The organism is Flavobacterium sp. FG19, from assembly GCF_057809475.1.
In genome coordinates this window covers 148,462-174,451 of the sequence record NZ_JBMDKA010000004.1, presented here as the reverse complement: position 1 = coordinate 174,451, position 25,990 = coordinate 148,462, and the positions used below count along the sequence as shown (strand labels likewise).

Below are 25,990 nucleotides of genomic sequence, written 5' to 3'. Positions count from 1 at the left end.
ATTAAAATTCTTCGTTATGAACTTACAAGCAGAAATAAACTGGATTCATCAGGAAATAGATAAAGTAAAAGATCCTTCATTTGTAGAAAAATTAAAACATCTTCTACAATCAATAAATAATACTGCTGCTGACTCAGATGAAGCTTATAATTTAGATATTGAAAATGCCCTCAATAATATTAAAAAAGGAAATTTTTATACTGAAGATGAAGCTAAGGAAATTGCCAAAAAATGGGGAAGAAAATAATATGGTCAAGCAATGCCTTAAATCAGTTAGAAGATATTCATTTTTACATTTTCTTTGAAAGCAAATCAGTTACAATTGCCGATAAAGTTGTGAATACTATTTTTGACAGTACCAAAATACTAAAAACAAGTCCGGAAATTTACAAACTGGATAAGCAAAAAAGCAACAATGACGGTAGTTTTAGAGTGTATTCTGTTTATGATTATGCTGTTTCTTATCAAATTACAGAAGAAATCATTTACATACTGCGGGTACGCCACAATGCAAAAAAACCAAAAAAACATTCATGGAAAGTCTAATTCACATTCAGAAAACATTTGAGAAAGTTGTTTATATCGACAAACGAATAAACAACAGAGAGTTTGAAGATTGTGTCTTTAAAAACTGTGATTTTTCCAATAGTAATTTCGGTTCCAACACTTTTCTGGACTGCGAGTTCATTGACTGTAATTTGTCTATGACCAGTTTAACCGGAACTAGTCTGAAAAATGTCATTTTCAAAAATTGTAAACTCTTAGGAATTGCTTTTAACGAATGTGACGATTTTTTATTTCAGGTACATTTTGAAGACTGTACTCTGGATTATGCCTTGTTTTCCAATAAAAAAATGCCCAAAACCAAGTTTATCAATTCTTCAGTAAGAGAAGTTACTTTTATTGGAACTAATTTAACGAGTTCTGTTTTTGAGAATTGCAATCTTGACGGGGCTATTTTTAACGAAACACAATTGGCCGGAGTCAATTTTAAAACGGCTTACAATTATAAAATTGATCCCGAATTCAATCCGATGAAAAAAGCGCAGTTTTCTACTGAAGGAATCGTTGGGCTTTTGGATAAATATGACATTAAAATTGTTTAAAAGTTGCCACGAATTGCACGAATTTACACAAATTATAGCTAAATGATTTTTAAAATAAAAATGTAATTCGTGAAAATTCGTGCAATTCATGGCAAAAAACAAAACTACTTTTCGATTGTTCGCAATGCTTTTTTAATAATATAAAGCGTTTCTTTTGTGGGACTTTCTTTTTTCCATTTTTCGCATAAATCTTTTACAAAATCCGGTCTCGTTTTACTGGCATCATTGAGCCAATTCCCTACACTGTCCTGAACATACTTAGAACAATCAGACCTCAGAGCATTTAAAATCTTTAAGCCTGATTCCGGTTCTTTTTTCAGTTTTTCAATATGTTCACACCAAACACCTCTTGGTCGGGTAGCTTCAGTTGCAAAACGTCTGATATTTTCATCTTCACTGGAAGTCCAGCCCAATAAAATTTCCAAACTTTTCTCTAAATTTTCTATAATACCGGAACGAATTGCCAGCCATGAAATTTCCCTCACACCAAAATGTTTATCGGCAGCCAGAAACTGAATTTGCTCTAACATTTCTTCAATTGTAAGCTCTTCTTTTTTTCCAATTGTATAAGCAGACCAGCATCGAACTACATCCGATTTATGTCTTGAGATTATCGAAAGTACATCTGTATCGTTATTAAGAATTGATTCTGTTAATATTCCTGTACCAATTGCTTCATTTATGGTGTTTACGGTTTGTTTTTTCAAATTTCTGATATCCGTTAAAACAGGTTCCAGATATTCTATTCGATCAGACTCTTTCAGTACATTTTCTAAAAGCTTAATCTGATTCACCGCCAGCCATTCTACCAGATTTGCTGTCTCGATTTCACCGTTATTTAACTGTTCTAAAACTGAATTCGGAATATCTTTTGTCGATCGTGCTCCTTTACGTTTTATTTCGTTCATAGTTTTCAATTTGACTTGCTTAATGGTCTGTTATGCTTAAAATTTTGATTATTTTTGTAAAGATCGGAAAGCCTGATAACACTGGCAATACCGCATATTTTTATCCCATAGGGATATAAAAGTCAATTTTATGCAAACAAAGGAACGAACTGCCGAAAATAAAATCTGTCCATTAGAAATTGCCGTCAATACCATTAGCGGAAAATGGAAAATTCCTATCGTTTGGCAGATCAGTCAAGGTAAAAAAAGGCCAAGCGAATTTTTAAGAGGAATTGCCAAAGTAGACCGGCGTGTTTTAAACCAGCAACTGAATGAAATGGTCGAAGATGGTATTTTAATAAAACAATCTTTTAATGAAGTGCCACCCAGAGTAGAATATTCACTTACTGAAACTGGGAAACAGCTGGTTGAAATACTCTGGAAATTAAATGACTGGGGAAAAATATTGCTTTCTGAAAACAAAACAGAGCATCAATCTTAAAATAAAAATCATGAAAACGGAGGAATCTTATTTAGAAAGCGTTAAAAAGCAGTTTTTGTATTATAAAATGCTTGGCGAAAAAGCGATCGATCAGCTTGAACCAGCGCAGCTTTTTGTTTCGTTTAATGATGACACTAACAGTATTGCCACCATTGTAAAACACATTTCAGGAAATATGCTTTCGCGCTGGACGGATTTCTTAACTTCTGATGGCGAGAAAGAATGGCGAAACCGGGATGCCGAATTTGAAAATGATTTAGTGTCTAAAGAAGAAATTTTAGAAATCTGGGACAAAGGCTGGAACTGTCTTGAAAATGCTTTAGAAAGTTTACAACCTGAACAGCTTTCGGATATAATTTATATTCGAAATGAAGGTCACACGGTTATTGAGGCCATTAATCGTCAATTAGCACATTATCCTTACCATGTCGGGCAGATTGTTTTTTATGCCAAACAATTGAAAAACAGCGAGTGGATCAGCCTGTCAATTCCGAAGAATAAATCGGGAAATTATAATGCTGAAAAGTTTGCCAAAGAAAAAGAAATCAAGAACTTTACCGATGATGAGCTTAAACGCTTAAAATAAGATATCTCCAAATATGAAATCAAAAGACAACGAAACGCATCATTTTCTGCCTAGTGGCGAATGGGAAGGATTTTATTGTTATTCTAATTCACCTTCACAACATAAAATGTCGATTGAATTACGTTTTGCCAATTCAATTATTACAGGTTCCGGAATTGATGATGTGGATTCCTTTCGATGGAACGGTTCTTATAATTTGGAACATTTTAAACTGAAAATGGTCAAAACTTATCCAACACATATCATTAATTATGCTGGAGATATAGACGAAAACGGCATTTGGGGGCTTTGGGATAATCCTGAAGACCTGAGTTTTTTTGCTGATTTTTCTCCAAATGTACTTAAACAAGCCCAAGCGATGACAAAAGGAGGTTTTCATATCTGGCCCAAATCTGTAAATAATGAATCTAAAGAGGAAATGCGGGAAGAAGTCAAAGAATCCAAAAAACTAAAAGAATTTTATATTCAAAAAGTCTAATCATAATACAACTATATATTATTTTCCTAATGCCCAGCCCTGATTGTCCCGAAGTTTCGGGAAAAATCCTTTTTATTTAAAAAAAAATAAAAAGATTGAAATGGAAAGCGGGATTAGCTTCTAAAAAAAACAACTTAATTAAAATGAAAAAAATACTATACTTATTTCCTATACTGGCTTTAGTATCCTGTTATAACGCAGAGCATAACTGTAAAGATTTTAAAAACGGAAAATTCAGATTTGAGTTTGAAGTTAATGGTGTTAAAAAAACGACCTTTTTCGAGCGTAAAGACAGTATCGAAATTGAAACTTTTGAAGGAAAAACGGATACTGCGGCCATACGCTGGGTAAGTGACTGCGAATATGTTTTGCAGAAAAAACATCCTAAAAATATGGCTGAAGAAAAAGCTATCAGCATGAAGATTCTAACCACTTCAAAAGATTCTTATACTTTTGAATTTGGAATGGTAGGCTCCGAAGAGAAACAGCGCGGAACCGTTCATAAAGTTGATTAAATAATAAAAGCTTTTTTTGCTACAAAGGCACAAAGTCACAAAGAAATAAATCCTTGGCGTCTTTGTGCCTTTGTGGCAAATTATTATAACGTGTTTCTTTTACATTTCTATTTAAAATAGTATTTTAGAACTCTAATCTAACCTCATGAAAAATACGATTTCACAAAGAGTTGCCGACTTTTTAAAGAATTATCCGCCTTTTAATTTTCTGCATCCTATGGATCTTGAGAAACTGTCGGAACAGATTTCTATTGTTTACAAAGATAAAGATTCGGTTATTTTTGCCGAAAACGATAAAACACATGATTCCTTTTATGTGGTTCATAAAGGTGCCGTAGCGCTTAAAAAGAGTACCAAAAACACAGTTCTGGATATGTGCGACGAAGGCGATATATTCGGTCTGCGTCCGCTTCTTGCACAGGAAAACTACATTATGGAAGCCGTGGCACATGAAGAAAGTATTTTATATGCCATTCCAATTGCTGTTTTTAAACCTTATGCACTGGAGAACCGGAATGTGGGAAACTTCCTGATCGAAAGTTACGCCTCTAATACCCGAAATCCGTATTCTGATATTCATAAGGACAAATTGTACGGCGATGACGATTTACTGAATGAAAACCGTCATACCAATAATGATTCTTTTGATCTGACTCCGATTAAATACTCAAAAAAAATTGTGACCTGCAGTCCGTCGACCACTGTCAAAGACATTGCAAAAATCATGAATAAAAAGAAAGTGGGGGCTATTTTAATCGTGGATGAAATGCTGCCCATTGGAATTTTAACAGACAAAGACCTTCGAAACAAAATTGTGACGGGAGAATTTCCTATAACGACTACAGCCGAAACCATCATGACCAAACCGGTTATTACGTATCCTAAAAAAATGACGGTTACAGAGGCTCAGATGGCTATGATGAAAAGCAGCATCAGCCATTTATGCCTTACAAAAGACGGTACCATAAATACAAAAGCGGTCGGAATTTTATCCAAACACGACGTTATGGTAGCACTTGGAAACAATCCGGCTGTTTTAATCAAAGCCTTAAAAAGGGCCAAAAAAGCAAAGGAAATAAAACCAATACGAAATCAAATTATGCAGTTGCTTCAGGGATATCTGGATCAGAATATCCCAATGACTTTAATTGCTAAAATTATAACGGAACTAAACGAAGCCTGCACCAATCGTGTCATCGAAATTTGTTTAGAAAAAATGAGCAGTCCGCCGCCGGTAAAATTCGCCTGGCTGGCACTTGGAAGTCAGGGCCGAGGCGAACAGATGCTGCATACCGATCAGGACAATGCTATTGTATATGAAAATGTCAATGAAGTTTTCAGGGATGAAACGAGAATCTACTTTTTAAAACTGGCTTCCCTCGTAAATAAAGGGCTTTTTGATATTGGTTACGATTACTGCCCGGCCGAAATGATGGCTTCTAATCCAAAATGGTGTATGAGTCTGGATGAATGGAAAAGCCAGGTACATCACTGGATTACCAATCCCGGAAAAAATGAAGTATTATTATCCTTTATATTCTTTGATTACAGTAAAACGTATGGAGATGCTGAAATTGTAGACCAGTTATCCGAATATATCTTTGAAGATGTAAAAGCTAATCCTATATTTTATATGCATTTAGTGAGCGGAGCTCTGCAAAGCCCTTCTCCTACTGGTTTCTTCAGACAGTTTTTAGTCGAACAGGACGGTGCTAATAAAGACAATTTTGATATTAAACGAAGAGCTTTAATGCCGCTCACAGATGCAGCAAGGCTTTTAATTCTGTCACATTCAGTTAAATCAATCAGTAATACCGCGGAACGTTTTGAAAAGCTTGCTGAACTGGAACCAAACAACCGCGAATTGTATTTATCGTGTTCTTATTCGTTTAAAGCTTTATTAAAATTCAGAACGAAACAAGGACTGCTGCATCACGATTCGGGACAGTTTATTGCTTTGGAATCCCTTTCTAAAATGGAAAAAATTAAACTGAAACGTACATTTAAGACTATTAAGGAACTCCAGGAATTAATTTCGGTACGCTTTAACATCTCAAATCTGGTATAATATGGGATTATTCAGTTTTTGGAAAAAAGAAGAAAACCTGTTCGATGAAAGTATCACCATCGAAGAAACACGATTTGTTGTTCTGGACACAGAAACAACAGGATTTGATTACGAAAATGACCGTATTTTGTGTATTGGTGCACTGGTATTGCAAAACGGTACTATTTCGGTTCAGGACAGCTTTGAAATGTATTTACAGCAGGATCACTATGATAAGTCGACTGCCCAGATTCATGGTATTTTAAAAGATCTTCTCGTTAAACGCCCCAGCGAACTGGAGGCTTTACAGCAGTTTTTAGATTTTCTTGGCGATTCGATAATAATTGCCCATCACACTATTTTTGATGTAACCATGATCAATAAGGCATTAGAAAGAAACGGCCTGCCGATGCTCAGTAATAAAACTCTGGATACGGCATATTTATACAAAAGAACCTTAATTAAATCGCATTTGTTTGAACGAAAAGACCACTACACGCTGGATGATCTGGCGGATAAGTTTGATATTTCCAAAAAAGACCGTCATACTGCCCTGGGCGATGCTTACATAACAGCCATCGCTTTTTTAAAAATTGTAAAAAAATTAAAGGAGAAAAAAAATATAAATTTATACCAGCTTTTTAAATCTGCCTAATCATACAAAAAAACGCCGCAAATAGACTTTTCGGCGTTTTTACAGCAAGTTTATACTATTTGGTTATCTCTTCCTCCTGAAAAAATCGCTTTCTTTATTAAACAAGTAAATCTTATTGTTTTTCAGACCTGTTTTACTAAACATTCCCAAAGAATCCGGTTTTCTGTATAACTGTTTTTCTGCGTAACCTTCTTTTTTCAAAAGTATCCGACAATCCGTTTTAGACTTGATTATTACAATAAAACAGCCGGAACTATCAGTACTCCATTAACATTTACAAAAACATTATTCAACGGCTTTTCTGTATCGTAATCATAAATACTGCCTGAAAATTTTTCATTAGTACAGCTGTAAAACAAAAATGCAATAAAGATGACTTTCTTTTTCATATACAGGATCAGGTGCTTATTATTGTTTGTTCTTATAAATCAAAAAAACCAAATATAAGCCGGGTGTATTTTATACCAAATCCAGAATAAATTTTAAAAATATAATTATAGGGTATTTAACTTTTGAATTTCATGATATAAAAAACGCTGAGAAATAAATCTCAGCGTTTTCTGTTGCTTATTCTAAAACCAGGCCTATCTGGCCATCGTCGTCTAATTCTGTTTCAACCGGATCATCTTCTGAGATTTCTACTTTTTCCGGAACTTCTTCAACAGGTTCTTCGTATGGAAGCGGTTCCAGCAGATTAACTTGTTTTAGCTTTTCAGTTGTTAACTGGTTCCCAAGAGCTTTAAAACCTTTTACAGCTATAAAATCTTCCACATCAATATGTAAATCGTCTTTTTGAACGCCTTTCACTTTTGCAAAAACCAACTGTGCTAACGGGCGATAATCTGTCGAAACGATTTCTAACTGAGAATTTGGATGATCTGTAATAAAACTTTCTTCTTTTCCTTCATTTTCAACCAGGAAACGTTTCAAGAAATAACGCTCTTTTTCTCCATCGTAATAAATCGCCGAAATTGGTTTTTTAGGTTTCCACTTTTCCAGGACTATCATATCTTCCTCAAAATGAGTGGACAATTCCGGAATGATCACCTTCAGTTTTCCAGACTGGCTGATTACTAATATTTTGTCTGTTGGTTTAAACTCACCCAGCAGTTCTCCTCTCGCATCAACGTTCAGACGTTTTACGGTATCATCAAACCAGACTTTTCTTGGCAGTAAAGTCGAAATACCTTTTTCTTTTAATTCAATCTTTTTGATTGGATATTTGGTTACTAAATTTCCTTTAGAACCACGTCCTTTGATTGCCAATTTAGCAAAATCAATATCGAATTTCAGTTTTTTAATCGTTCCCACCTGACGCAATAAAATAGTAACCACCTCAGCTTCTCCATTTGGATTGTGTGAAAAATAAACAACTTGAGAACCATTTGTTCCGTTTGTTAAATCGTAAGCTTTATCACGTGTTACACCGGTAACATTAAAACGCTTTATATACGACGGCCCCGATTTACCATCACGGTACATCATATTATAAATGGTACGTTTATCATTTTTATCAAAAACGGCAGCGTGTATAATGTCTTTTCCTATAAACGTTTTGGCATCTACTTTTGTGATCATCAATGTTCCGTCGCGTAAAAACACGATCACATCATCAATATCAGAACAATCACCAATATATTCGTCTTTCTTTAAACTTGTTCCAACGAAACCTTCTTCACGGTTTACATATAGTTTTGTGTTTCTTAAAACTACTTTTGTAGCCTCAACGTTATCAAAAACACGAAGTTCTGTCTGACGTTCACGGCCTTTCCCGTATTTCTCTTTTAATTTGGTAAAATACGCAATGGCAAAATCGGTAAGATGTTCTAAATTGTATTCTACCTCTTTCATCTCGTCTTCTAACTTAGCGATTAAATCATCTGCTTTATCAGAGTCGAAACGGGTGATACGAATCATCGGAATTTGAGTCAGTCTTTGTAAGTCATCATCGTTGATTTCTCTCACGAATGATTTTTTGAAAGGCTCAAACCGGTCGTATAAATATTTGTAAAGTGATTCTCTGTCTCCGTATAATTTGAAGTCGATATACATTTCTTCACGAATAAAGATTTTTTCTAAAGTAGAAAAATGCCATTTATTTCGTAATTCCTCTAACTGAATTTCTAATTCCTGACGAAGCAAATCAACGGTTCTGTGTGTTGAGATTTTCAACATTTGAGAAACCCCAATAAACAACGGTTTATTATCTTCGATCACACATCCCAAAGGTGCAACAGATGTTTCGCAGCCTGTAAACGCAAACAAAGCATCAATAGTTTTATCTGGTGAAACACCCGGGAAAAGATGAATTAAAATCTCAACATCGGCCGCCGTATTGTCTTCAATTTTCTTGATTTTGATCTTGCCTTTTTCATTGGCTTTCAAAATACTGTCGATTAAACTTGATGTATTGGTCGAAAACGGAATCTGCGTAATCACCAGCGTATTTTTGTCTAATTGCGAAATTTTAGCACGCACACGCACACGACCGCCACGCATTCCGTCGTTGTAATTGGAAACGTCGGCAATGCCCTGAGTCATAAAGTCCGGATAAAGCGTGAATGGTTTTCCTTTTAAAATTTTAATCGAAGCATCGATTAATTCATTGAAGTTATGAGGTAAAACTTTTGTAGATAAACCAACCGCAATACCTTCAGCCCCCTGAGCTAAAAGAAGAGGGAATTTTACCGGAAGATTAATTGGTTCTGCTTTTCTACCATCATATGATAGTCCCCATTCTGTAATTTTAGGAGAATATAAAACCTCCAAAGCAAACTTAGATAAACGTGCCTCAATATAACGGGGTGCTGCTGCACCGTCACCTGTTAGAATATTTCCCCAGTTTCCCTGACAGTCTATTAATAAATCTTTCTGACCAATCTGCACCATAGCATCACCAATACTGGCATCTCCGTGTGGGTGATACTGCATGGTGTGACCTACAACATTGGCAACTTTATTATAACGACCGTCATCCAACTCTTTAAGCGAGTGCATAATACGACGCTGAACAGGTTTAAATCCGTCCTCGATAGCAGGAACAGCACGTTCCAGGATTACGTACGATGCATAATCCAGAAACCAGTCTTTATACATTCCGGTTACTTTGGTAATAACGTCTTCTCCTTCTTCTTCCTGATTTTCGTAAAAATGTGCTCCTTCAAAATGTTTACCTTCACCATCAATCACATCATCATCACCATCCTGAATGTTATCCAGATTGTCATCTGAATTATTTTCGTCTTCGTTTGGAATTATGTTATCGTCTTCTTCGTCTTTCATTTTTTATGCTGAATTTATCTCAGTAAACTATTTATTTTATTCGTAATTATCGTCAAAATATTTGATTCCTGCTTTTCTAAAAAGCTCTTCCATTTGACTAAAGCAATAGCCATTATAATTTGCCAGATTTTTTGATTCCCTAAAACCTCTACATCCTAAACAAAGTTCTTTATAACCAATTATTCTGTTTTTTTGATCTCTGAAAAGTATCATATGTCGCGGCATATAACAATCTGCTGGCAGCTCTTGTACTTTACAACTATCCTGAGACATAAATTCCAATAATTCTGATTTCAATACGGAATTTAATACTACTCTCTCTTTTACCTGTGTACTGTCAAAATTCAATTTATAATCAACGACAAGGTCTTTTGTATATTTATTACTTTTTTCTTCTGTACTTTTTTTATCCCATCTCATTCGGTCTTCATAAGATAAAATCTCTACTTTGGATAAATCCTTTAAAGGAAAATCTCTTATTTTGATTACTTCGCTTTTTGATTTAATCTCACTAGTTTTCTCAATTACGATTGAAGATTCTGTACTTTCTTTTTTACAAGAAATTAGACCTAAAATAATGAATAAAAATACTCTCTTCATCCGTTAAATTATATTACTTTCTAATAATTCTTTTAAAGCTTCAACACTTGGTAAGACAGTTTTGTATTTACTGGCAAAAATCTGTTCATTATTTTCAGGCAATGTATATTTTACTACGGCTTCACTTTTATTTTGGCAAAGAACAATTCCAATGGTTTTATTTTCATCTTCCAAACGCATTTCTCTGTCGTAATAGTTTACATACATTTGCATTTGCCCTAAATCCTGATGTTTTAATTCACCTATTTTAAGATCAATAAGAACAAAACATTTCAATATTCTGTTATAAAAAACTAAATCAATTCTAAAATGTTTGTCATCAAAAGTAATTCTTTGCTGTCTTCCAACAAAAGTAAAACCGTGACCTAATTCTAATAAGAAATGTTCGAGTTTATTAATGATTTCTTCCTCTAACTGCGATTCTGAATATTGGTGCGATTCAGGCAATCCTAAAAACTCAAGTATATAAGGATCTTTGATAATATCTTTTGGTTTTTCAATAATCTGACCTTCTTCTGAAAGTTTTAAAACACCTTCTTTATCTCTGCTTAAAGCTAATCTTGTATAAAGTGCCGTATCGTATTGACGTTTTAGCTCCCGAACACTCCAATTATGTTTTTCGGATTCTATTTTATAAAACCGTCTTTCTTTTTCATCATCAATTCGCATTAAAAAAATATAATGACTAAAAGTCAATGTGAAAAATGAAGATAAAGTTTGATAATCTGGTCTCTTGAATTCCGCAGACACTGTCTGCGCTTTTTCAGATTCGAATTCCTCAGTCAGTGACTGCGTTTTTTGAATTTCCAAAATCCGAGACAGTGTCTCGGATTTTGAGAAAGTCAAAAAGAGCTTCCTCATATTTTCTAAATTATCAATAGAAAAGCCTTTTCCAAACTCTTTAGTCAAATGTTCAGAAAGTCCCTTTAGTAGTTGCTTTCCATATCCTGCCCTATCTTTTCCATTTTGTTCTTCTTCAACAATAATTCTCCCTATTTCAAAATACGTAATGGTCATAGTTGAATTTACGGTACGCAAAACTTGCTGTCGGGCATTTTGCAATAACTCGGCAACCTGCTGAAAAATGACTTTATTTTGAAGACCGTTTGGCATTTCAATATTCTAAATTATAGAACTATACTAAATTTTTACTTTTTTCAACGTTTTCAAACTATCTAAAAATCTTCTTTCTTTTTCTTCCTTTTCTTCTGAATCAACAAAATATTTGATCCCGTTTTTTTTGAAAAAGTCTTTCACATCATCATTACAATAATTCCAATTTCCCTTAAGATTGTTAGAAGATTTAGAAGTTCCGCATTCAAAACAAAGTTCAATATGTCCAATAATTCTATTTTTATTATTATAAAAAAGAATCAAATTTCTTGGCATATAACAGCTTGAATAAGGAGCAACATCACCCTCAACTTTACAATGATATTTAATCAAATCAAACAATTCTTTTATTTGATTTTCCTCCAACAACAGAACTTTTTCGTTAATCATTGAAGTGTCAAAATCTATCTTATTATTTCGAATAATTTCTTCTCTATGCCTTAATGTATCCCAAGCTAACCGATCTGGATAAGAAAATATTTCAACTTTTTTAATTGATTTCAATTCAAATTCAAAAGCATCGGAATAATCTATTTCTCTTTTGTTTTTAATTTCATCTTCAAAACCTTTATTTCTATTACATGAAAATAAAGTCGGAATAATTACTAAAACTAAAAGCTTCTTCATTAAGCTAAAATTCCAAAAAAACTTAAGCCTCTTCAAGCTCATCAATCTCCACCTTCAGATTTTTGATAATAAACTCTTGCCTGTCTGGTGTGTTTTTACCCATATAGAAAGATAACAACTGCTCAATTGAAGTATTTTTATCCATCATAATCGGATCCAGACGAATGGTGTCTCCAATGAAATTTTTAAACTCATCCGGCGAAATCTCTCCCAAACCTTTAAATCGGGTGATTTCCGGTTTTGGTTTCAGTTTCTCGATGGCGTCTTTTCTTTCTTCGTCAGAATAACAGTAAATTGTTTCTTTTTTGTTTCGAACCCTGAAAAGCGGTGTCTGTAAAATATACAAATGTCCTTCTTTGATTAATTCCGGGAAAAACTGAAGGAAAAACGTAATCAACAGCAAACGAATGTGCATTCCGTCGACATCGGCATCGGTTGCGATCACGATGTTGTTGTAACGTAATTTTTCCAGTCCGTCTTCGATATCTAATGCAGCTTGAAGCAAGTTGAATTCTTCGTTTTCATACACGATCTTTTTAGACATCCCGTACGAATTCAAAGGTTTACCACGCAAACTGAAAACCGCTTGTGTATTCACATCACGCGATTTGGTAATCGATCCGGAAGCCGAATCTCCCTCGGTGATAAAAAGTGTACTTTCTAAGTTTCTCGGGTTTTTGGTATCAGGAAGATGCGCACGGCAGTCTCTTAATTTTTTATTGTGAAGATTCGCTTTTTTAGCACGATCTGTCGCCAGTTTTCTAATTCCTGATAATTCTTTTCTTTCACGTTCCGCCTGAAGAATTTTACGTAGTAAAGCTTCGGCTGTCGGCGGGTTTTTATGCAGGTAATTGTCCAGTTTCGTTTTGATGAAATCGTTAACGAAAGTACGAACAGAAACTGCAGGCGTTCCATCATCAGAACCCATATCGGTAGAACCTAATTTTGTTTTGGTCTGAGACTCAAAAACGGGTTCCATTACTTTAATACTGATCGCACTTACAATCGATTTACGAACATCTGATGCCTCGAAATTCTTATTGTAAAATTCACGAATCGTTTTTACAACCGCTTCACGATACGCCGCTAAGTGCGTTCCTCCCTGTGTTGTATTCTGACCGTTTACGAAAGAGTGGTATTCTTCACTGTATTGCGTTTTACTGTGTGTCAGTGCAACTTCAATGTCGTGGTCTTTCAGATGAATAATTGGATATTCCAAATCTTCTTCATTGATCGTTTCTTCTAATAAATCACGAAGCCCGTTTTCTGAATAGTATTTTTCTCCATTAAAAATAATGGTCAAACCATTGTTTAGATAACAATAGTTTTTTACCATTTTGATTACATACTCTAAACGGAATTTGTAGTTTTTGAAAATCGTTTCGTCTGGCGTAAAAACAACTTTTGTTCCTTTGCGTTTGGTTGTATCAATTACATCTTCTTCTAAAACTAAGTTTCCTGCCGAAAACTCCGCTCCTTTTTGTTTGTCATCACGAACCGATTCTACACGGAAAAATGTAGAAAGTGCATTTACCGCTTTTGTTCCGACACCATTTAGACCAACCGATTTCTGAAAAGCTTTAGAATCGTACTTTCCTCCTGTATTCATTTTAGAAACTACGTCGACTACTTTTCCTAACGGAATTCCACGTCCGTAATCACGAACAGAAACTGTTTTGTCTTTGATAGATACTTCGATAGTTTTACCGGCACCCATAACGAACTCATCGATACAGTTGTCTAAAACCTCTTTTAAAAGAATGTAAATACCATCATCCGGTGATGATCCGTCCCCTAATTTCCCGATGTACATACCCGGACGCATACGAATATGTTCCTTCCAATCGAGTGAACGAATATTATCTTCGTTGTATTGATTTTGCTCTAGCATAAATGAATTTAGGATTTTTTGCTAATGTACCATTTCTCGGCAAAAAATGAAAGCGTATTTCTTTTTTGTTATGAATAATAACAGTTTAAAATCTATTTAAATTGATTTTAAAATAAAACAGGTGGTAAAATTATAAAAAACTGCTTTTTCAGCAAAAAAATACTATTTGATTCCCAGTACTTCTTTTGCCAAAGCAATCATTTCGGGGGTTCCCGTATTTTTGTTTTTTTCGTCTGAAAGTTTTACCACTCCCTGCCAATGTACATTATCGGGTTTTGTATCGGTTAATTTTATGACCATATTCATGGCGGGGAGACCAACATCATTAGTAAAATTTGTTCCTATTCCGAAAGACATTTTTATCTTGTCGTGACAGAAACTGGCAATTTTTTTTACTTTTTCATAATTAAGTGAATCCGAAAAAACAATAGCTTTTGATTTTGGATCGATTCCCATTTTGGCATAATGTGAAATCACTTTTTGAGCAAATTCAATCGGATCGCCGCTGTCGTGACGAACACCATCAAAAAGTTTGGAATATTTTTTATCAAAATGACTGAAGAATATATCCGTTGTATAGGTATCTGTTAAAGCTATCCCAAGATCGCCACCGTACACTTTTGTCCAATTCTCAAGGCTCACAAAATTTGCCATCTGAAAACCATACTGCGCCGCATGAAACATAAACCATTCGTGTGCATGTGTACCTAAAGGCCTTCGGTTGTTAACCATTGCAAAATGCACATTACTGGTTCCTATAAAGCTGTGCCCTCCATTTGTTCGGAGTGTTTCATTTATCAAATCGTGTACTTCGTAAGAATGACGACGTCTTGTTCCAAACTCTAGTATAGAAACACCTAGTTTATTATAATTGTCAATTTTGTCTTTAGTCACCTTTTTAATGGCATCATCATTCAGACGAATTAAATGATTCGATTTATAAAAAAGCTCCGAAATCAAAGCCATCAAAGGAACTTCCCATAAAATAGTTCGGTACCAAAATCCTTCAACAGTAACTTTTATTTCTGAACCTTCCTGACTAATCTGTACTTCAGACGGATCAAAACTATACCCTTGCAGAAAATCTAAATAGGTAGGATCCAAATAAGGACAATAATGTGCTAAATAATGTTTTTCTTCTTTTGTTAAACGAAGATCTGCCATTGCATCTACAGAACTTCGAAGTAATGCTGCAAATCCCTCAGGAAAAATATGTCTGCCCCGGTTTATAAATCCGTAACGCACTTTGGCTTTTGGAAAAAGTTTAATTACCGCATGCTGCATCGTGAATTTATAGAAATCATTGTCTAAGATTGATTTCAGAAAAGTAGTTTCCATGGCGCTCAGATTCGAATCATTACCTGCTAAGATACGGCAATTTTGGCAAAAGAAGAAAAAGCGAAATCTTAATCCATTATTTCAAAGCTATTTTAAAAGAAACGACACTATTACCATCTACAAAAACAGTAATGTAATCGCCTATATTGCTATCCATTAGAATTTGAAATTCTAAACCTCCCCGCTTCTCTTTGGGATTTTGAACTTTAACAGGCTGATTTCTTTTGTTTAAATAGAAAACCTGATTTGATTTTGATACGTTTTTGATTTCAACTGTAATTTTATCACCATTTCGGACTTCAATTATTCCTGAATCCGGCGATTTAATTTTATAATCTTTTTCGATCGTGGTATTGTAAATCAAAGGACCGTTTAGAAAGTCTTCTTTATTTAATCTGTCACCTAAAAAAGTTCCGGAATCCGGGAAATGTTTAGCGAAGAAATAATCGGGATCAGTATCGAAATAAACAGGATTAAAATCGTTTACCATTTGTCCTTTACTACTGTCATAATAGCCTTGTCCCCAGGTTACATCAATCAAACGCCATTTTTTATCAATCAAAACCATATTCCAGGCATGATTGGATGAAGTGTTTTTTCTTCCGATATCCCGCACTGAAATCTTAGAATCGCCACGAATGATTTCACATTTAATTCCCATCAAAGAAGCCAAATGCTGATACAAAGCTGTAAAACCTTCACAAACCGCTTTTTTTGATTTAAAAGCTTTCTGAATCAGGTTATCATTCAATTGTTTTATTTTTCGCTCCTTCTCTGCTTCGGTAGAATAACTGAAACCCTGAACTTTCGGGGGATTCAAATACGCATTATAATCATACCTTATATTGAAGGCAATCCAGCTGTAAACAGCACGTGCACGTTCTGCATCCGAATCAAAATCTTTTTCGATTCTTTCAGCTAATTTTTCGGTGCTGTCAAAACTTTTAGGGTATTTAGCAACTATTTTATCAACTTCACTAATCTTTTGAGAAAAAGTAAAATTGATAAAAAGGATATTTAGTAAAAGGAAAATTAGGGCAGTCTTTTTTTGTGGCATTTAGAAATTTGATTTGATAATATCTTTCAGTTCATTATCTAACTCCGTGTTAGAAATTTTATTTTCCTGTAAATCAAAATTCGAGCCAAATGCTGGTAACGAAAAACTCCCTTTAATTTCTGCACCATAACGAGGGAAAAGATTCTGTGCAATTCCTAAAACAGACGCGCCTCCTCTTCCTCCTGGTGAAGTAGCCAATAACAACATTGGTTTGTGCTGAAAAACATCTTTTTCAATTCGGGAACTCCAGTCGAAAACATTTTTGAAAGCAACAGAATAGTTTCCGTTGTTTTCTGCCATGGAAACTACTAAAACATCAGCTTCTTTAAGTTTGCCTAAAAAAGCTTTTGCCGCTTCGTGCTGACCTATTTCTTTCTCTAAATCAACACTGAATACCGGCATTGCAAAATCATTAAGATCTAAAACCTCAACATCGGCATTTTCGAACAGACTTGATGCATATACCGCTAAACGTTTATTGATTGACTGCGTACTGTTACTTCCTCCAAAGGCTACTATTTTCATATGTGGTATTTGTTTTTTATTGAAACCATATAAGTTATATAAGAAAATTTAAGTTTCTACTTTATTCCTGATGAATTAAATGAACTTATATAACTGATATGGTTTACTATTAATTTTCTATTTCAAAAATCTCTTTTTGTATTTCTACAGAATAATCATTTGGTGAAATACTGCCGCCAAAAGCTTTTGCATACACTTTCGTAAATTCTGCCCCAAAATATAAAATTATGGCCGAATAATAAACCCAGACCAAAATTATTATTACAGAACCCGCTGCCCCGTAAACACTGGCAACAGTCGAATTTCCCAGATAAACACCAATAGCAAATTTACCTATCATAAATAAAACCGCAGTGCTGGATGCTCCAATAAAAGCATCTTTCCACTTAATAATTCCATCTGGTAAAGTTCGGAATATAATAGCGAAAAGCAATGTAATACTGGCAAAAACAATTAGCAGATTAACCACGTAAAAAAGATAAACAGTCGTATCCGGAAAATACATTTTTAAACGGGCATTTAAAAGATCTAATGTTGCATTGACCATTAAACTGACCAGCATTAAAAATCCAACTGAAACGATCATCGAAAAAGACATTAATCTGTTTTGAATGAACTTTTTTAAACCTTTGTTTGGCTTTGCTCTTAATCCCCAAATATAATTTATCGAACTCTGAATTTCAGCAAAAACCCCGGATGCCCCAATTAACAGCATCACAATACCAAATACAGTGACAAAAACATTACTGTCTGATAACTGAACATTCTTGATTGCCTCCTGAATCTGTACCGCAGCATTATTTCCAACCAGCCTGTTGATCTGACCATATAACTGACCTGTGACTGCCTCTTCCCCAAAAAAGAAGCCACAAATAGTAATGATAATAATCAATAAAGGAGGCAAAGCAAAAATGGTATAATAAGATAACGCCGCACTGAGCTTTATAGCATTATCGTCGTTAAATTCTAAAAATGTCGTTTTTAATAAATACCAGGTTTTTGAAAAGATATTTTGATTTTTCATTTGCTGATTTTTTGATATTCACTCAAATTTACGCAATAATCAAAAATCCTTATTTCTTGTTTTTATACGATATTTTATATTTTTCCCATATCTACCAACGATATATTCCTAACGGAATATTTTTTCTTATTCCTGACAGAATATTATTTATTTCAGGACTTTTGTAAATTCCCGATCGTAACCTAGCTTTTTAATTTTTAATATTTTTTTGAACTCACTTCTACTTGGCTTGATTAAATATGAAATCGAATCGAGCATTTCCCCTTTTATCTTAGTGACAGAATCAAGTGTTTTTAAATCCTGTCCTTCATAAAATCTTTTAAATTTTATAGTGTTATTTTGAACTGACAAAATTTGAATATCCCAAAATATAGAATCTTTTCTACTCAGAATTAATTGACCATCCATTCGTTTTGCTTTTTGATTAAGTGAAAACCTAAACAAAGTATCTATGTGCTTTTGCATTAATTCTATTGAATCGCCTTTTGAAAGCATATCATATTTTTCTTTTGTATCTTTTGATATTAATTTGCCATCAACAATATCATATTCTGTCTTTAACGAATCCAATGCAAGTCTATGAAGTTTAAATTTACGGAAGTATTCTTCCAAAATTCTATCTTCTTCAATTCTAATAAAAGTTGAATCATTATTTGCATATAGTCCTTTAAATCTATTTGGAAAATGATCTAATTCGGAATCTTTTTCAGGCTGTGGATTTTCAAAATAAAAAGACATACAATTTACACAAGCTGGAGCATCTGCTTTTTTGCAGGAAATAATTACTACCGCTATAATTATAATCAAAAATATTCTATTCATGATAAGATTATTTATAATGACAAAAAATTCCTTTATCATAAACCGTCCACAAGCTTGCTTTTTGGTTCGCTGCTTTTAGTGCATTATTTGCCCAGGTATTGCAGGTATAAAAAAGACTATAACTTCCTTTGGCTTCATAAAAAGCATCTTTTTTTCCGTAGCTGTGCCCTTCTATCCATTCCGGATGAATCGGATTACTAAAGCTGTTGGAAATATAACTGACTAAACTCTGGTAATCTTCTTTTGAAATTAAAATACGCTTACAATCCTCACCTTCCTTTAATTGTTTGAAAAATGTCGTATGCATGGCTGAAGAACTAATTCCGAATGCGGCTTTTAAAGCGGTACTTGCTTTTAAATCCGACCATTCGGGTGTGTCGAGATAAAAGCCTTTGTCGCCCCAGCCAAAAGCAATATAATTCATTAATGAATCTTTGGATTGGGTTTGATTAAACTGAATTTCATTTCGCCAGTCTTTAATTTCGTTTTTAATTGGAACCACAATATCGGTATGAACACCGTTGGAAAGAATGTAAATCGGAACTGAATTTTGTTCCTCTGTCTGCGCGATATCTGAATTGACTGTTATTTTAGAAATCAGATAAACAGATAGTACGTAAAGCACCAGAAAACCAAAGATTCCGAAAAGGGTCCAGCCCGCAAATTTGAAAGTTTTTTTTAGCATTTTGATTAGTGTATTTTAGATTAGTAATTGGTTGATTTTTCAGTAACCAATTTTTAAGCCAAAAAATTTACTTGCTGAAAATAGCACGCGGATTTTACTGATTCGCCTTCGCGAAAGCGCGGATTTACAAGGATTTTTTTTTTAAAACTACAACTCAGACGTATAGTTTGTCATTTCAACGAAGGAGAAATCCTCACAAGTAGCTCCACAATCTAAATCGCCAATCTTTGTAGAGTTTCCAGCGAAGATTTCTCCTTCGTCGAAATGACATACTATCCACAAAACAACCTATTCAAGAGACTTATAAAAACAAAAAAACTGCTGAATCTCTCCAGCAGTTTTGGTCTATTCTCTTTATTCTTTATTCTATCTTCTCAAAAAGAAAAAAATTAAACGTTGAAACGGAAATGCATCACATCACCATCTTTTACAACATATTCTTTTCCTTCTACTCTGAATTTTCCGGCTTCTTTTGCTTTTGCCTCAGAACCGTACTGAACGTAATCATCGTATGAAATAACCTCAGCACGGATAAATCCTTTTTCAAAATCGGTGTGGATAACTCCGGCTGCTTGCGGCGCAGTTGCTCCAATATTGATTGTCCAGGCACGAACTTCTTTTACACCAGCTGTAAAGTAAGTCTGCTGTTTTAATAATTTGTAAGCTGCACGAATTAAAACAGATGCTCCCGGCTCTTCCAATCCCATATCTTCAAGGAAAACCTGACGCTCTTCGTAGCTTTCTAATTCTGTGATATCTGCCTCTGCTCCTACTGAAAGTACAATAACTTCTGCTTCTTCATCTTTTACTAATTCACGAACCTGATCTACATATTTGTTTCCGCTTACGGCAGAACTTTCGTCAACATTACAAACATATAAAACCGGTTTTGCTGTGATTAACTGAAAAGCTTCCATTAAAACTTCTTCGTCATTATTTTGAGGAATAACTGTTCTGGCCGATTTAGCCTGTAAAAGAGCTTCTCTAATTCTGTTTAGTAAAGCTTCTTCTGCCTGAGCTTCTTTATTTCCGGTTTTTGCAGCACGTTTTACTTTTTCTAAACGTTTTTCGATCGTTTCCAAATCTTTTAACTGCAATTCGATATCGATCGTTTCTTTGTCACGAATTGGATTTACGTTTCCGTCTACATGCACGATATTATCATTATCAAAACAACGTAAAACGTGAATGATAGCATTACACTCTCTGATATTTCCTAAGAACTGATTTCCAAGACCTTCTCCTTTACTTGCTCCTTTAACTAAACCTGCGATGTCTACAATATCAACAGTAGCCATTTGTACACGCTCTGGTTTTACTAATTCCTCCAGTTTGTTAATCCTTGGATCCGGAACGTTTACCACACCAATATTAGGTTCAATTGTACAAAACGGAAAGTTAGCACTCTGCGCTTTAGCGTTAGATAAACAATTAAATAATGTTGACTTTCCAACATTCGGCAATCCTACAATTCCTGCTTTCATTTGTTTGTTTCGATTTATATTTTATCTGGTACTTAAACTATTAGCACCTTAACTTTTACTATTCTCTGCGAATATTTTATGATGTATACGCTTTTTTGATTTCTGCCAAAATGATATTTTTTGGCTTTAAAATTTTGCAAATATAAGATTTAATAGCTCTTGCCGGAAGTAAAAATGTGCATTAATACAATTTTAAGGTTATTCTTAAAAATTTTTAAACTTTTTATTAAGCTTTTGTTAAAAAATAGTATTTTTATAGAAATTTCCAACAAAAAACAAACCAAAAAACCAACAACCATGAAAAAGATTGCATTATTTTTATTTCTGCTGAATTCAGCATTTCTTTTTGCACAAAAAGAAGTCTCGGGCATCGTAAAAGATAAAACAGGTACACCGCTTCCGGGTGTAAATGTGGTCGAAAAAGGAACTTCTAACGGGGTTTCTACCGATTTTGAAGGCGGTTATAAAATAAAAGTTAAAGAAGGCGCTACCTTAGTTTTTAGCTATGTAGGATTCTCTACAGTCGAAAAATCAGCTTCCGGCGATAAAATTGATGTTTTTTTAGATGAAAGCACAGGTCAGGTTTTAAGCGATGTTGTCGTTACCGGTTCAAGAAGTACCAAAAGAACTGTTGTAAACTCCGCTGTACCTATTGATGTGATCAGTGTGAAAGATGTTACAACACAGAGTGGTAAAATTGAAATCAATCAGCTGCTTCAGTATGTAGCCCCTTCTTTCAATGCTAATAAACAATCAGGTTCTGATGGTGCCGATCACGTTGATCCTGCCTCTTTAAGAGGTATGGGACCAGACCAGACACTCGTTTTAATTAATGGAAAAAGACGACACCAGTCCTCTTTAATTAACTTATTTGGAACCAGAGGCCGTGGTAATACCGGAACCGATTTAAATGCTATTCCGGCAGCTTCTATCAAAAGAATTGAAATTTTACGTGATGGCGCCGCAGCACAATACGGCTCTGATGCTATTGCCGGTGTAATTAATATTATTACAAACGATAATGTCAATGAACTGACTGGTTCCGTAACCTATGGTGCTTTTAACACGCATGCACAGGGTGACTTCCTTCCCGGAACACCAAATACCAAAGGATATAGATTAGACCAGGACGGAAATGGAAATTCGTACGGAAAAGATCAGGATTTTGACGGAGGTTCGGTAAGAGTTGCGGCTAACTACGGTGTTGCGCTGGGAACTAAAGGCGGTTATGCCAACTTTACCGGAGAATTCCTAAATAAAAACAAGACCTTACGACCTGCTTATGATTTCAGAAAAGGTTTTGGTGATGCCAGTATGCATGGTGTAAATTTATTTGCTAATCTTGCGATCCCTATTTCTGATAAAACAGAGTTTTATGCCTTTGGAGGAAGTAATTTCAGAGATACTGATGCTTATGCTTTTACCAGAAATGACGGAGAAAGAGTCGTAGAATCTGTTTATCCGGGTGGTTATACTCCTAGAATTACTTCTAAAATCAATGATAATTCAGTTGCTGCCGGAATCAAAACCCAATCTTCGGGAGGATGGAAATTTGATCTGAGCAATACTTTTGGTAAAAACAAATTCCAATACGATATCAAAGGAACGATAAACGCTTCACTGGAAGAAAAATCTCCGCATGAGTTTGATGCCGGAGGACATAGTTTACTTCAAAATACGACCAATTTTGATATTTCTAAAAACTACGACAGCGTTCTCAACGGATTTAATATTGCATTCGGTACAGAATTCAGAGTAGAAAAATTTGAAATTTTTGCCGGGGAAGAAGGTTCTTATGCTACTTACGATACTAACGGCGTTCCTATTACTGACCCAACTACTCAAAGTGCTCCTATTGATCCTGTTACAGGAGAACCAAGACCTGGAGGTTCACAGGGATTTCCGGGATACAGCCCTGCCAACGAAGTCAACGAAAGCCGCACCAACTTTTCTTTATACGCTGACGGAGAGCTTGACGTAACCAAAGCATTTATGATTAGTGCCGCTGCCCGATATGAAAATTACAGCGATTTTGGAAGTACAATAAACGGAAAACTGGCTTCAAGACTGAAACTGGGTGAGCATTTTAATTTAAGAGGTTCTGTCAGTACCGGTTTCCGTGCCCCCTCTTTAGCACAAATTTATTACAATTTACGCTTTACAAATTTTAATGCCAGCGGAGCAACTGAAGTTTTACTGGCACCCAATGACAGCCCGGTTACCAGAGCTTTTGGAATCGACAAACTAAACGAAGAAAAAGCAGTAAACGGTTCTTTGGGATTCACCGCTTCTTTTGGCGATTTTACCGCAACTGTTGACGGTTATTACATTAAAGTAAAAGACCGTATCGTACTTACCGGATATTTTGATGCCAGCTCTTTAAATCTGGGGGTTTCTGAAGCGCAGTTCTTCGTAAACGGAGTAGATACCAGCACACATGGTCTGGATTTGGTTTTGTCATGGAAAAAAACTTTTGATTTTGGACATTTAGGAGCAACATTAGTTGGAAACATCAACGATATGAAAATTGACAAAGTAAAAAATGGCAATTTAGACGAAGCTACTTTCTTCGGAAAACGTGAAAAAGCCTTTTTACTGGCTTCGGCTCCTGATAATAAATTTGGTTTAAACCTAAACTATTCTAAGAGTAAGTTTGATGCCGGATTAGCCTTTACCCGTTTCAGTAAAGTAGTTCTGGTTGATTATGCTGATGAAGACGATGTTTACAACCCAAAATTAGTAACCGACCTGACTTTCGGCTATCAGTTTACTAAAAACCTTAAACTAAGCATCGGAAGCAACAACTTGTTCAATGTATACCCAACAAAACAGGATGAACAGGGAAATACAGAAGCCGGAGGTTACTGGGATGCCGTACAAATGGGATTCAGCGGGGCTTATTACTACGCCAGACTTGGATTTAATTTCTAATTTATATTTTTAACTAAACGAAAAATCCTGAGTATGATACTCAGGATTTTTTTGTTCATTACTTCAGGATATCCTGATAAGCAGACCAGCCTGCTGCTGTTTTATAAGCTTCTAAACTGCCATCCGGCACCTTTATCTCTTTTATTTTTGGACAATTATAAAAAGGCAGTAAACTGGAATTCGTTACAGGAGGCTGTTCAGGATTCATAGTTACATTTACCAATTCACTATTATCTGCAAAAGCATAATAATCGATACCAGTTACACTATGAGGTATAACCACACTGGTTAAAGCATGACAGTAACGAAACGCATTAGACCGGATTGTAACAACACTAGCAGGTATTACAACTTCGGTTAATTTTTTACTGTAGGAAAAGGCCAGCTGGTCAATTACTGTAACGGTATTAGGAATTGTAAATATCCCTGCTTTAGCATTTGGATAATACAAAAGTGTTTTTATATTTTTATCATACAAAACTCCATTTACAGCAGTGAAATTGGGATTTGATTCTGCTACCGCAAAAGAAACAAGGGAAGGGCAATCTATAAAAACACCAAATCCAATAGAGGTAACACTGCCCGGAATTGAAATCCCTGTCAGGTTCTGACAGTCCCTAAAAGCATTGTGTTCAATACTTTTAATATTGTTTGGAATAATTATACCAGTGAGACTGCTGCAGCCGGAAAACAATTCTGATTTTATCACGGAAAGTCCTTCAGGAATAGTAACATTTGTCAGCGATGAACAATCATAAAAAGCCCTGCTGTCAATACTGGTCACTGTATTAGGAATAACAATACTTTTTAGCCCGGAACAATAAGCAAATGCGTGCGAACCAATACTTACAACACTATTGGGTATAGTAACACTGGTTAAACCCGAGCAATATTGAAATGCATCTGATTCAATAGACAAAACTCCTTCCTGAAGTGTAATATTTTCCAAACCTGTACAATCCATAAAAGAATTCATTTCAATCGTTGTAACACTCCCCGGAATTACAATGCTTTTTAAACCAGAACAATCATTAAAAGCTCTTAAACTAATGATCTTAATACCATCGGGAATAATCACATCAAGCAGTTCTGTTCTGTCCTCAAAGGCCGAAACACCAATTATAGTAACGGGATAACCGTTAATACTTTGAGGTATCGTAATGCTGAACTTATCCGGTGTGGTTAAACTTGTCCATAACTCAGACAATCCTGTAATGGTTACTTCGGGATTAACTCCTTCTGAAATTTCATAAGTAAACAGCATTTCGTTGGTTACAACCGTCGGATTGAGCGATACAACGGAGATATTATTATCCAAAAAAAGATCTCGCTGCTCAGCGGCTATAGAAGCCTTATTGGTATAATCGCCGGAAGGATTTACACGAACAACAAGGGTTAAAACGGCTTCAGCTGAATTGGCCAGATCTCCTATACCCCATTTTCCGGTTTCATAATTATACTCTCCAACTGTCGTTTCACTGCTGATAAAAGTATAACCCGCAGGGATATTATTAGTTACCACCACACCAGAAGCATCCAGCGGTCCTTTGTTTTGAGCGGTAATAGTCAGGGTAACATTTGTACCGGTGTCCGGCGTATCTGTATTTACCACAGCGATAACGTTTAAATCTGCTGTATTGGACGGATCGTCATCATTTTTATCACAGGACAATACCGCCATGGCAACCAGCAAAAAAATAACTCTTTTAAAATGTAACTTCATAATGTTCATATTTGCTAAAATAGTTTTGTTGTTCTATAAAAATTCAGACAAAACTAACTTGTTGCAGGAACAAAAAAATCACTATAAATGAGTATATTTTATAAAAAAAAAT

The 25,990-nt window shown here is 35.0% G+C and carries 25 protein-coding genes; 10 read left to right on the top strand and 15 right to left on the bottom strand.

The genetic code is table 11. From position 1 onward, the window contains the following. The first annotated feature begins 16 nt into the window (after positions 1 to 16). From ACODST_RS06125 to ACODST_RS06115, 3 genes are read left to right on the top strand one after another with little or no spacing between them, the layout of a single operon-like run. Entirely contained in the window at positions 17 to 247 is a 231-nt protein-coding gene (locus ACODST_RS06125) for a hypothetical protein (RefSeq protein WP_488931232.1), read from the top strand. Continuing rightward, positions 232 to 546, top strand: coding sequence for a type II toxin-antitoxin system RelE/ParE family toxin (locus ACODST_RS06120; protein WP_488931231.1), 315 nt, complete (start codon positions 232 to 234; stop codon positions 544 to 546). Before ACODST_RS06125 ends, ACODST_RS06120 begins: the two co-directional genes overlap by 16 nt. Next, a complete protein-coding gene (locus ACODST_RS06115; protein ID WP_488931230.1) occupies positions 534 to 1,106 on the top strand; it encodes a pentapeptide repeat-containing protein in 573 nt (190 codons plus the stop codon). The genes ACODST_RS06120 and ACODST_RS06115 overlap by 13 nt, the downstream gene beginning before the upstream one ends. A gap of 104 nt (positions 1,107 to 1,210) precedes the next feature. Here ACODST_RS06115 and ACODST_RS06110 read toward each other — a convergent pair whose 3' ends face one another. Then, positions 1,211 to 2,014: a DNA alkylation repair protein gene (locus ACODST_RS06110; protein ID WP_488931229.1), complete on the bottom strand. Its 804-nt coding sequence runs from the start codon at positions 2,012 to 2,014 to the stop codon at positions 1,211 to 1,213. Between the two features lie 130 nt (positions 2,015 to 2,144). On the opposite strand from ACODST_RS06110, the gene ACODST_RS06105 reads away from it, so the two are divergent. From ACODST_RS06105 to ACODST_RS06080, 6 genes are all read left to right on the top strand, one after another. Continuing rightward, positions 2,145 to 2,495 carry a winged helix-turn-helix transcriptional regulator gene (locus ACODST_RS06105; RefSeq protein ID WP_488931228.1) on the top strand — a complete coding sequence of 117 codons (351 nt, stop codon included), beginning with the start codon at positions 2,145 to 2,147 and terminating at the stop codon, positions 2,493 to 2,495. A 10-nt stretch (positions 2,496 to 2,505) separates the two neighbouring features. Then, positions 2,506 to 3,081, top strand: a complete 576-nt coding sequence (locus ACODST_RS06100; RefSeq protein WP_488931227.1) for a DUF1572 family protein — start codon at positions 2,506 to 2,508, stop codon at positions 3,079 to 3,081. Positions 3,082 to 3,094: 13 nt separating this feature from the next. Beyond that, positions 3,095 to 3,559, top strand: a complete 465-nt coding sequence (locus ACODST_RS06095) for a hypothetical protein (RefSeq protein ID WP_488931226.1) — start codon at positions 3,095 to 3,097, stop codon at positions 3,557 to 3,559. Positions 3,560 to 3,702: 143 nt separating this feature from the next. Next, positions 3,703 to 4,074 carry a DNA topoisomerase IV gene (locus ACODST_RS06090; RefSeq protein WP_488931225.1) on the top strand — a complete coding sequence of 124 codons (372 nt, stop codon included), beginning with the start codon at positions 3,703 to 3,705 and terminating at the stop codon, positions 4,072 to 4,074. Positions 4,075 to 4,219: 145 nt separating this feature from the next. After that, the gene (locus ACODST_RS06085; protein WP_488931224.1) at positions 4,220 to 6,142 is read left to right on the top strand and encodes a DUF294 nucleotidyltransferase-like domain-containing protein; all 1,923 of its coding nucleotides are present in this window, start codon (positions 4,220 to 4,222) and stop codon (positions 6,140 to 6,142) included. A 1-nt stretch (position 6,143) separates the two neighbouring features. Continuing rightward, the gene (locus ACODST_RS06080) at positions 6,144 to 6,776 is read left to right on the top strand and encodes a 3'-5' exonuclease (protein ID WP_488931223.1); all 633 of its coding nucleotides are present in this window, start codon (positions 6,144 to 6,146) and stop codon (positions 6,774 to 6,776) included. A gap of 233 nt (positions 6,777 to 7,009) precedes the next feature. On the opposite strand, the gene ACODST_RS06075 is transcribed toward ACODST_RS06080, so the two are convergent. The 13 genes from ACODST_RS06075 to ychF form a co-directional block, all read right to left on the bottom strand. After that, on the bottom strand, positions 7,010 to 7,165 hold the full coding sequence (locus ACODST_RS06075) for a hypothetical protein (RefSeq protein WP_488931222.1): 156 nt from the start codon (positions 7,163 to 7,165) through the stop codon (positions 7,010 to 7,012). Positions 7,166 to 7,343: 178 nt separating this feature from the next. Then, a complete protein-coding gene (locus ACODST_RS06070; RefSeq protein ID WP_488931221.1) occupies positions 7,344 to 10,058 on the bottom strand; it encodes a DNA gyrase/topoisomerase IV subunit A in 2,715 nt (904 codons plus the stop codon). Positions 10,059 to 10,094: 36 nt separating this feature from the next. Further along, on the bottom strand, positions 10,095 to 10,658 hold the full coding sequence (locus tag ACODST_RS06065; RefSeq protein ID WP_488931220.1) for a hypothetical protein: 564 nt from the start codon (positions 10,656 to 10,658) through the stop codon (positions 10,095 to 10,097). A gap of 3 nt (positions 10,659 to 10,661) precedes the next feature. Further along, positions 10,662 to 11,675 carry a PDDEXK nuclease domain-containing protein gene (locus tag ACODST_RS06060; RefSeq protein WP_488931219.1) on the bottom strand — a complete coding sequence of 338 codons (1,014 nt, stop codon included), beginning with the start codon at positions 11,673 to 11,675 and terminating at the stop codon, positions 10,662 to 10,664. A gap of 123 nt (positions 11,676 to 11,798) precedes the next feature. Further along, positions 11,799 to 12,398 carry a hypothetical protein gene (locus ACODST_RS06055; RefSeq protein WP_488931218.1) on the bottom strand — a complete coding sequence of 200 codons (600 nt, stop codon included), beginning with the start codon at positions 12,396 to 12,398 and terminating at the stop codon, positions 11,799 to 11,801. Between the two features lie 22 nt (positions 12,399 to 12,420). Further along, complete coding sequence (locus ACODST_RS06050; protein WP_488931217.1) at positions 12,421 to 14,289, bottom strand: DNA topoisomerase IV subunit B; 1,869 nt, start codon at positions 14,287 to 14,289, stop codon at positions 12,421 to 12,423. A 162-nt stretch (positions 14,290 to 14,451) separates the two neighbouring features. Beyond that, positions 14,452 to 15,627, bottom strand: a complete 1,176-nt coding sequence (gene pncB, locus ACODST_RS06045) for a nicotinate phosphoribosyltransferase (protein WP_488931216.1) — start codon at positions 15,625 to 15,627, stop codon at positions 14,452 to 14,454. 76 nt (positions 15,628 to 15,703) lie between these two features. Continuing rightward, on the bottom strand, positions 15,704 to 16,684 hold the full coding sequence (locus tag ACODST_RS06040) for a transglutaminase domain-containing protein (RefSeq protein ID WP_488931215.1): 981 nt from the start codon (positions 16,682 to 16,684) through the stop codon (positions 15,704 to 15,706). After that, positions 16,685 to 17,209 (bottom strand): NADPH-dependent FMN reductase, encoded by a 525-nt coding sequence (locus tag ACODST_RS06035; RefSeq protein ID WP_488931214.1) that lies wholly within the window; start codon positions 17,207 to 17,209, stop codon positions 16,685 to 16,687. Between the two features lie 109 nt (positions 17,210 to 17,318). After that, positions 17,319 to 18,233: a YihY/virulence factor BrkB family protein gene (locus ACODST_RS06030; protein WP_488931213.1), complete on the bottom strand. Its 915-nt coding sequence runs from the start codon at positions 18,231 to 18,233 to the stop codon at positions 17,319 to 17,321. A gap of 147 nt (positions 18,234 to 18,380) precedes the next feature. Then, positions 18,381 to 19,055, bottom strand: a complete 675-nt coding sequence (locus tag ACODST_RS06025) for a hypothetical protein (RefSeq protein ID WP_488931212.1) — start codon at positions 19,053 to 19,055, stop codon at positions 18,381 to 18,383. Positions 19,056 to 19,062: 7 nt separating this feature from the next. Next, positions 19,063 to 19,740, bottom strand: a complete 678-nt coding sequence (locus ACODST_RS06020; protein WP_488931211.1) for a TIGR02117 family protein — start codon at positions 19,738 to 19,740, stop codon at positions 19,063 to 19,065. Positions 19,741 to 20,129: 389 nt separating this feature from the next. Continuing rightward, positions 20,130 to 21,224, bottom strand: a complete 1,095-nt coding sequence (gene ychF / locus ACODST_RS06015; protein ID WP_488931210.1) for a redox-regulated ATPase YchF — start codon at positions 21,222 to 21,224, stop codon at positions 20,130 to 20,132. A gap of 297 nt (positions 21,225 to 21,521) precedes the next feature. Between ychF and ACODST_RS06010 the strand changes: the two genes are divergently transcribed. After that, on the top strand, positions 21,522 to 24,155 hold the full coding sequence (locus ACODST_RS06010; RefSeq protein ID WP_488931209.1) for a TonB-dependent receptor: 2,634 nt from the start codon (positions 21,522 to 21,524) through the stop codon (positions 24,153 to 24,155). 58 nt (positions 24,156 to 24,213) lie between these two features. Here the strand turns inward: ACODST_RS06010 and ACODST_RS06005 are convergent, their stop codons facing one another. Next, positions 24,214 to 25,878, bottom strand: a complete 1,665-nt coding sequence (locus tag ACODST_RS06005; protein WP_488931208.1) for a leucine-rich repeat protein — start codon at positions 25,876 to 25,878, stop codon at positions 24,214 to 24,216. Positions 25,879 to 25,990: the final 112 nt, after the last annotated feature.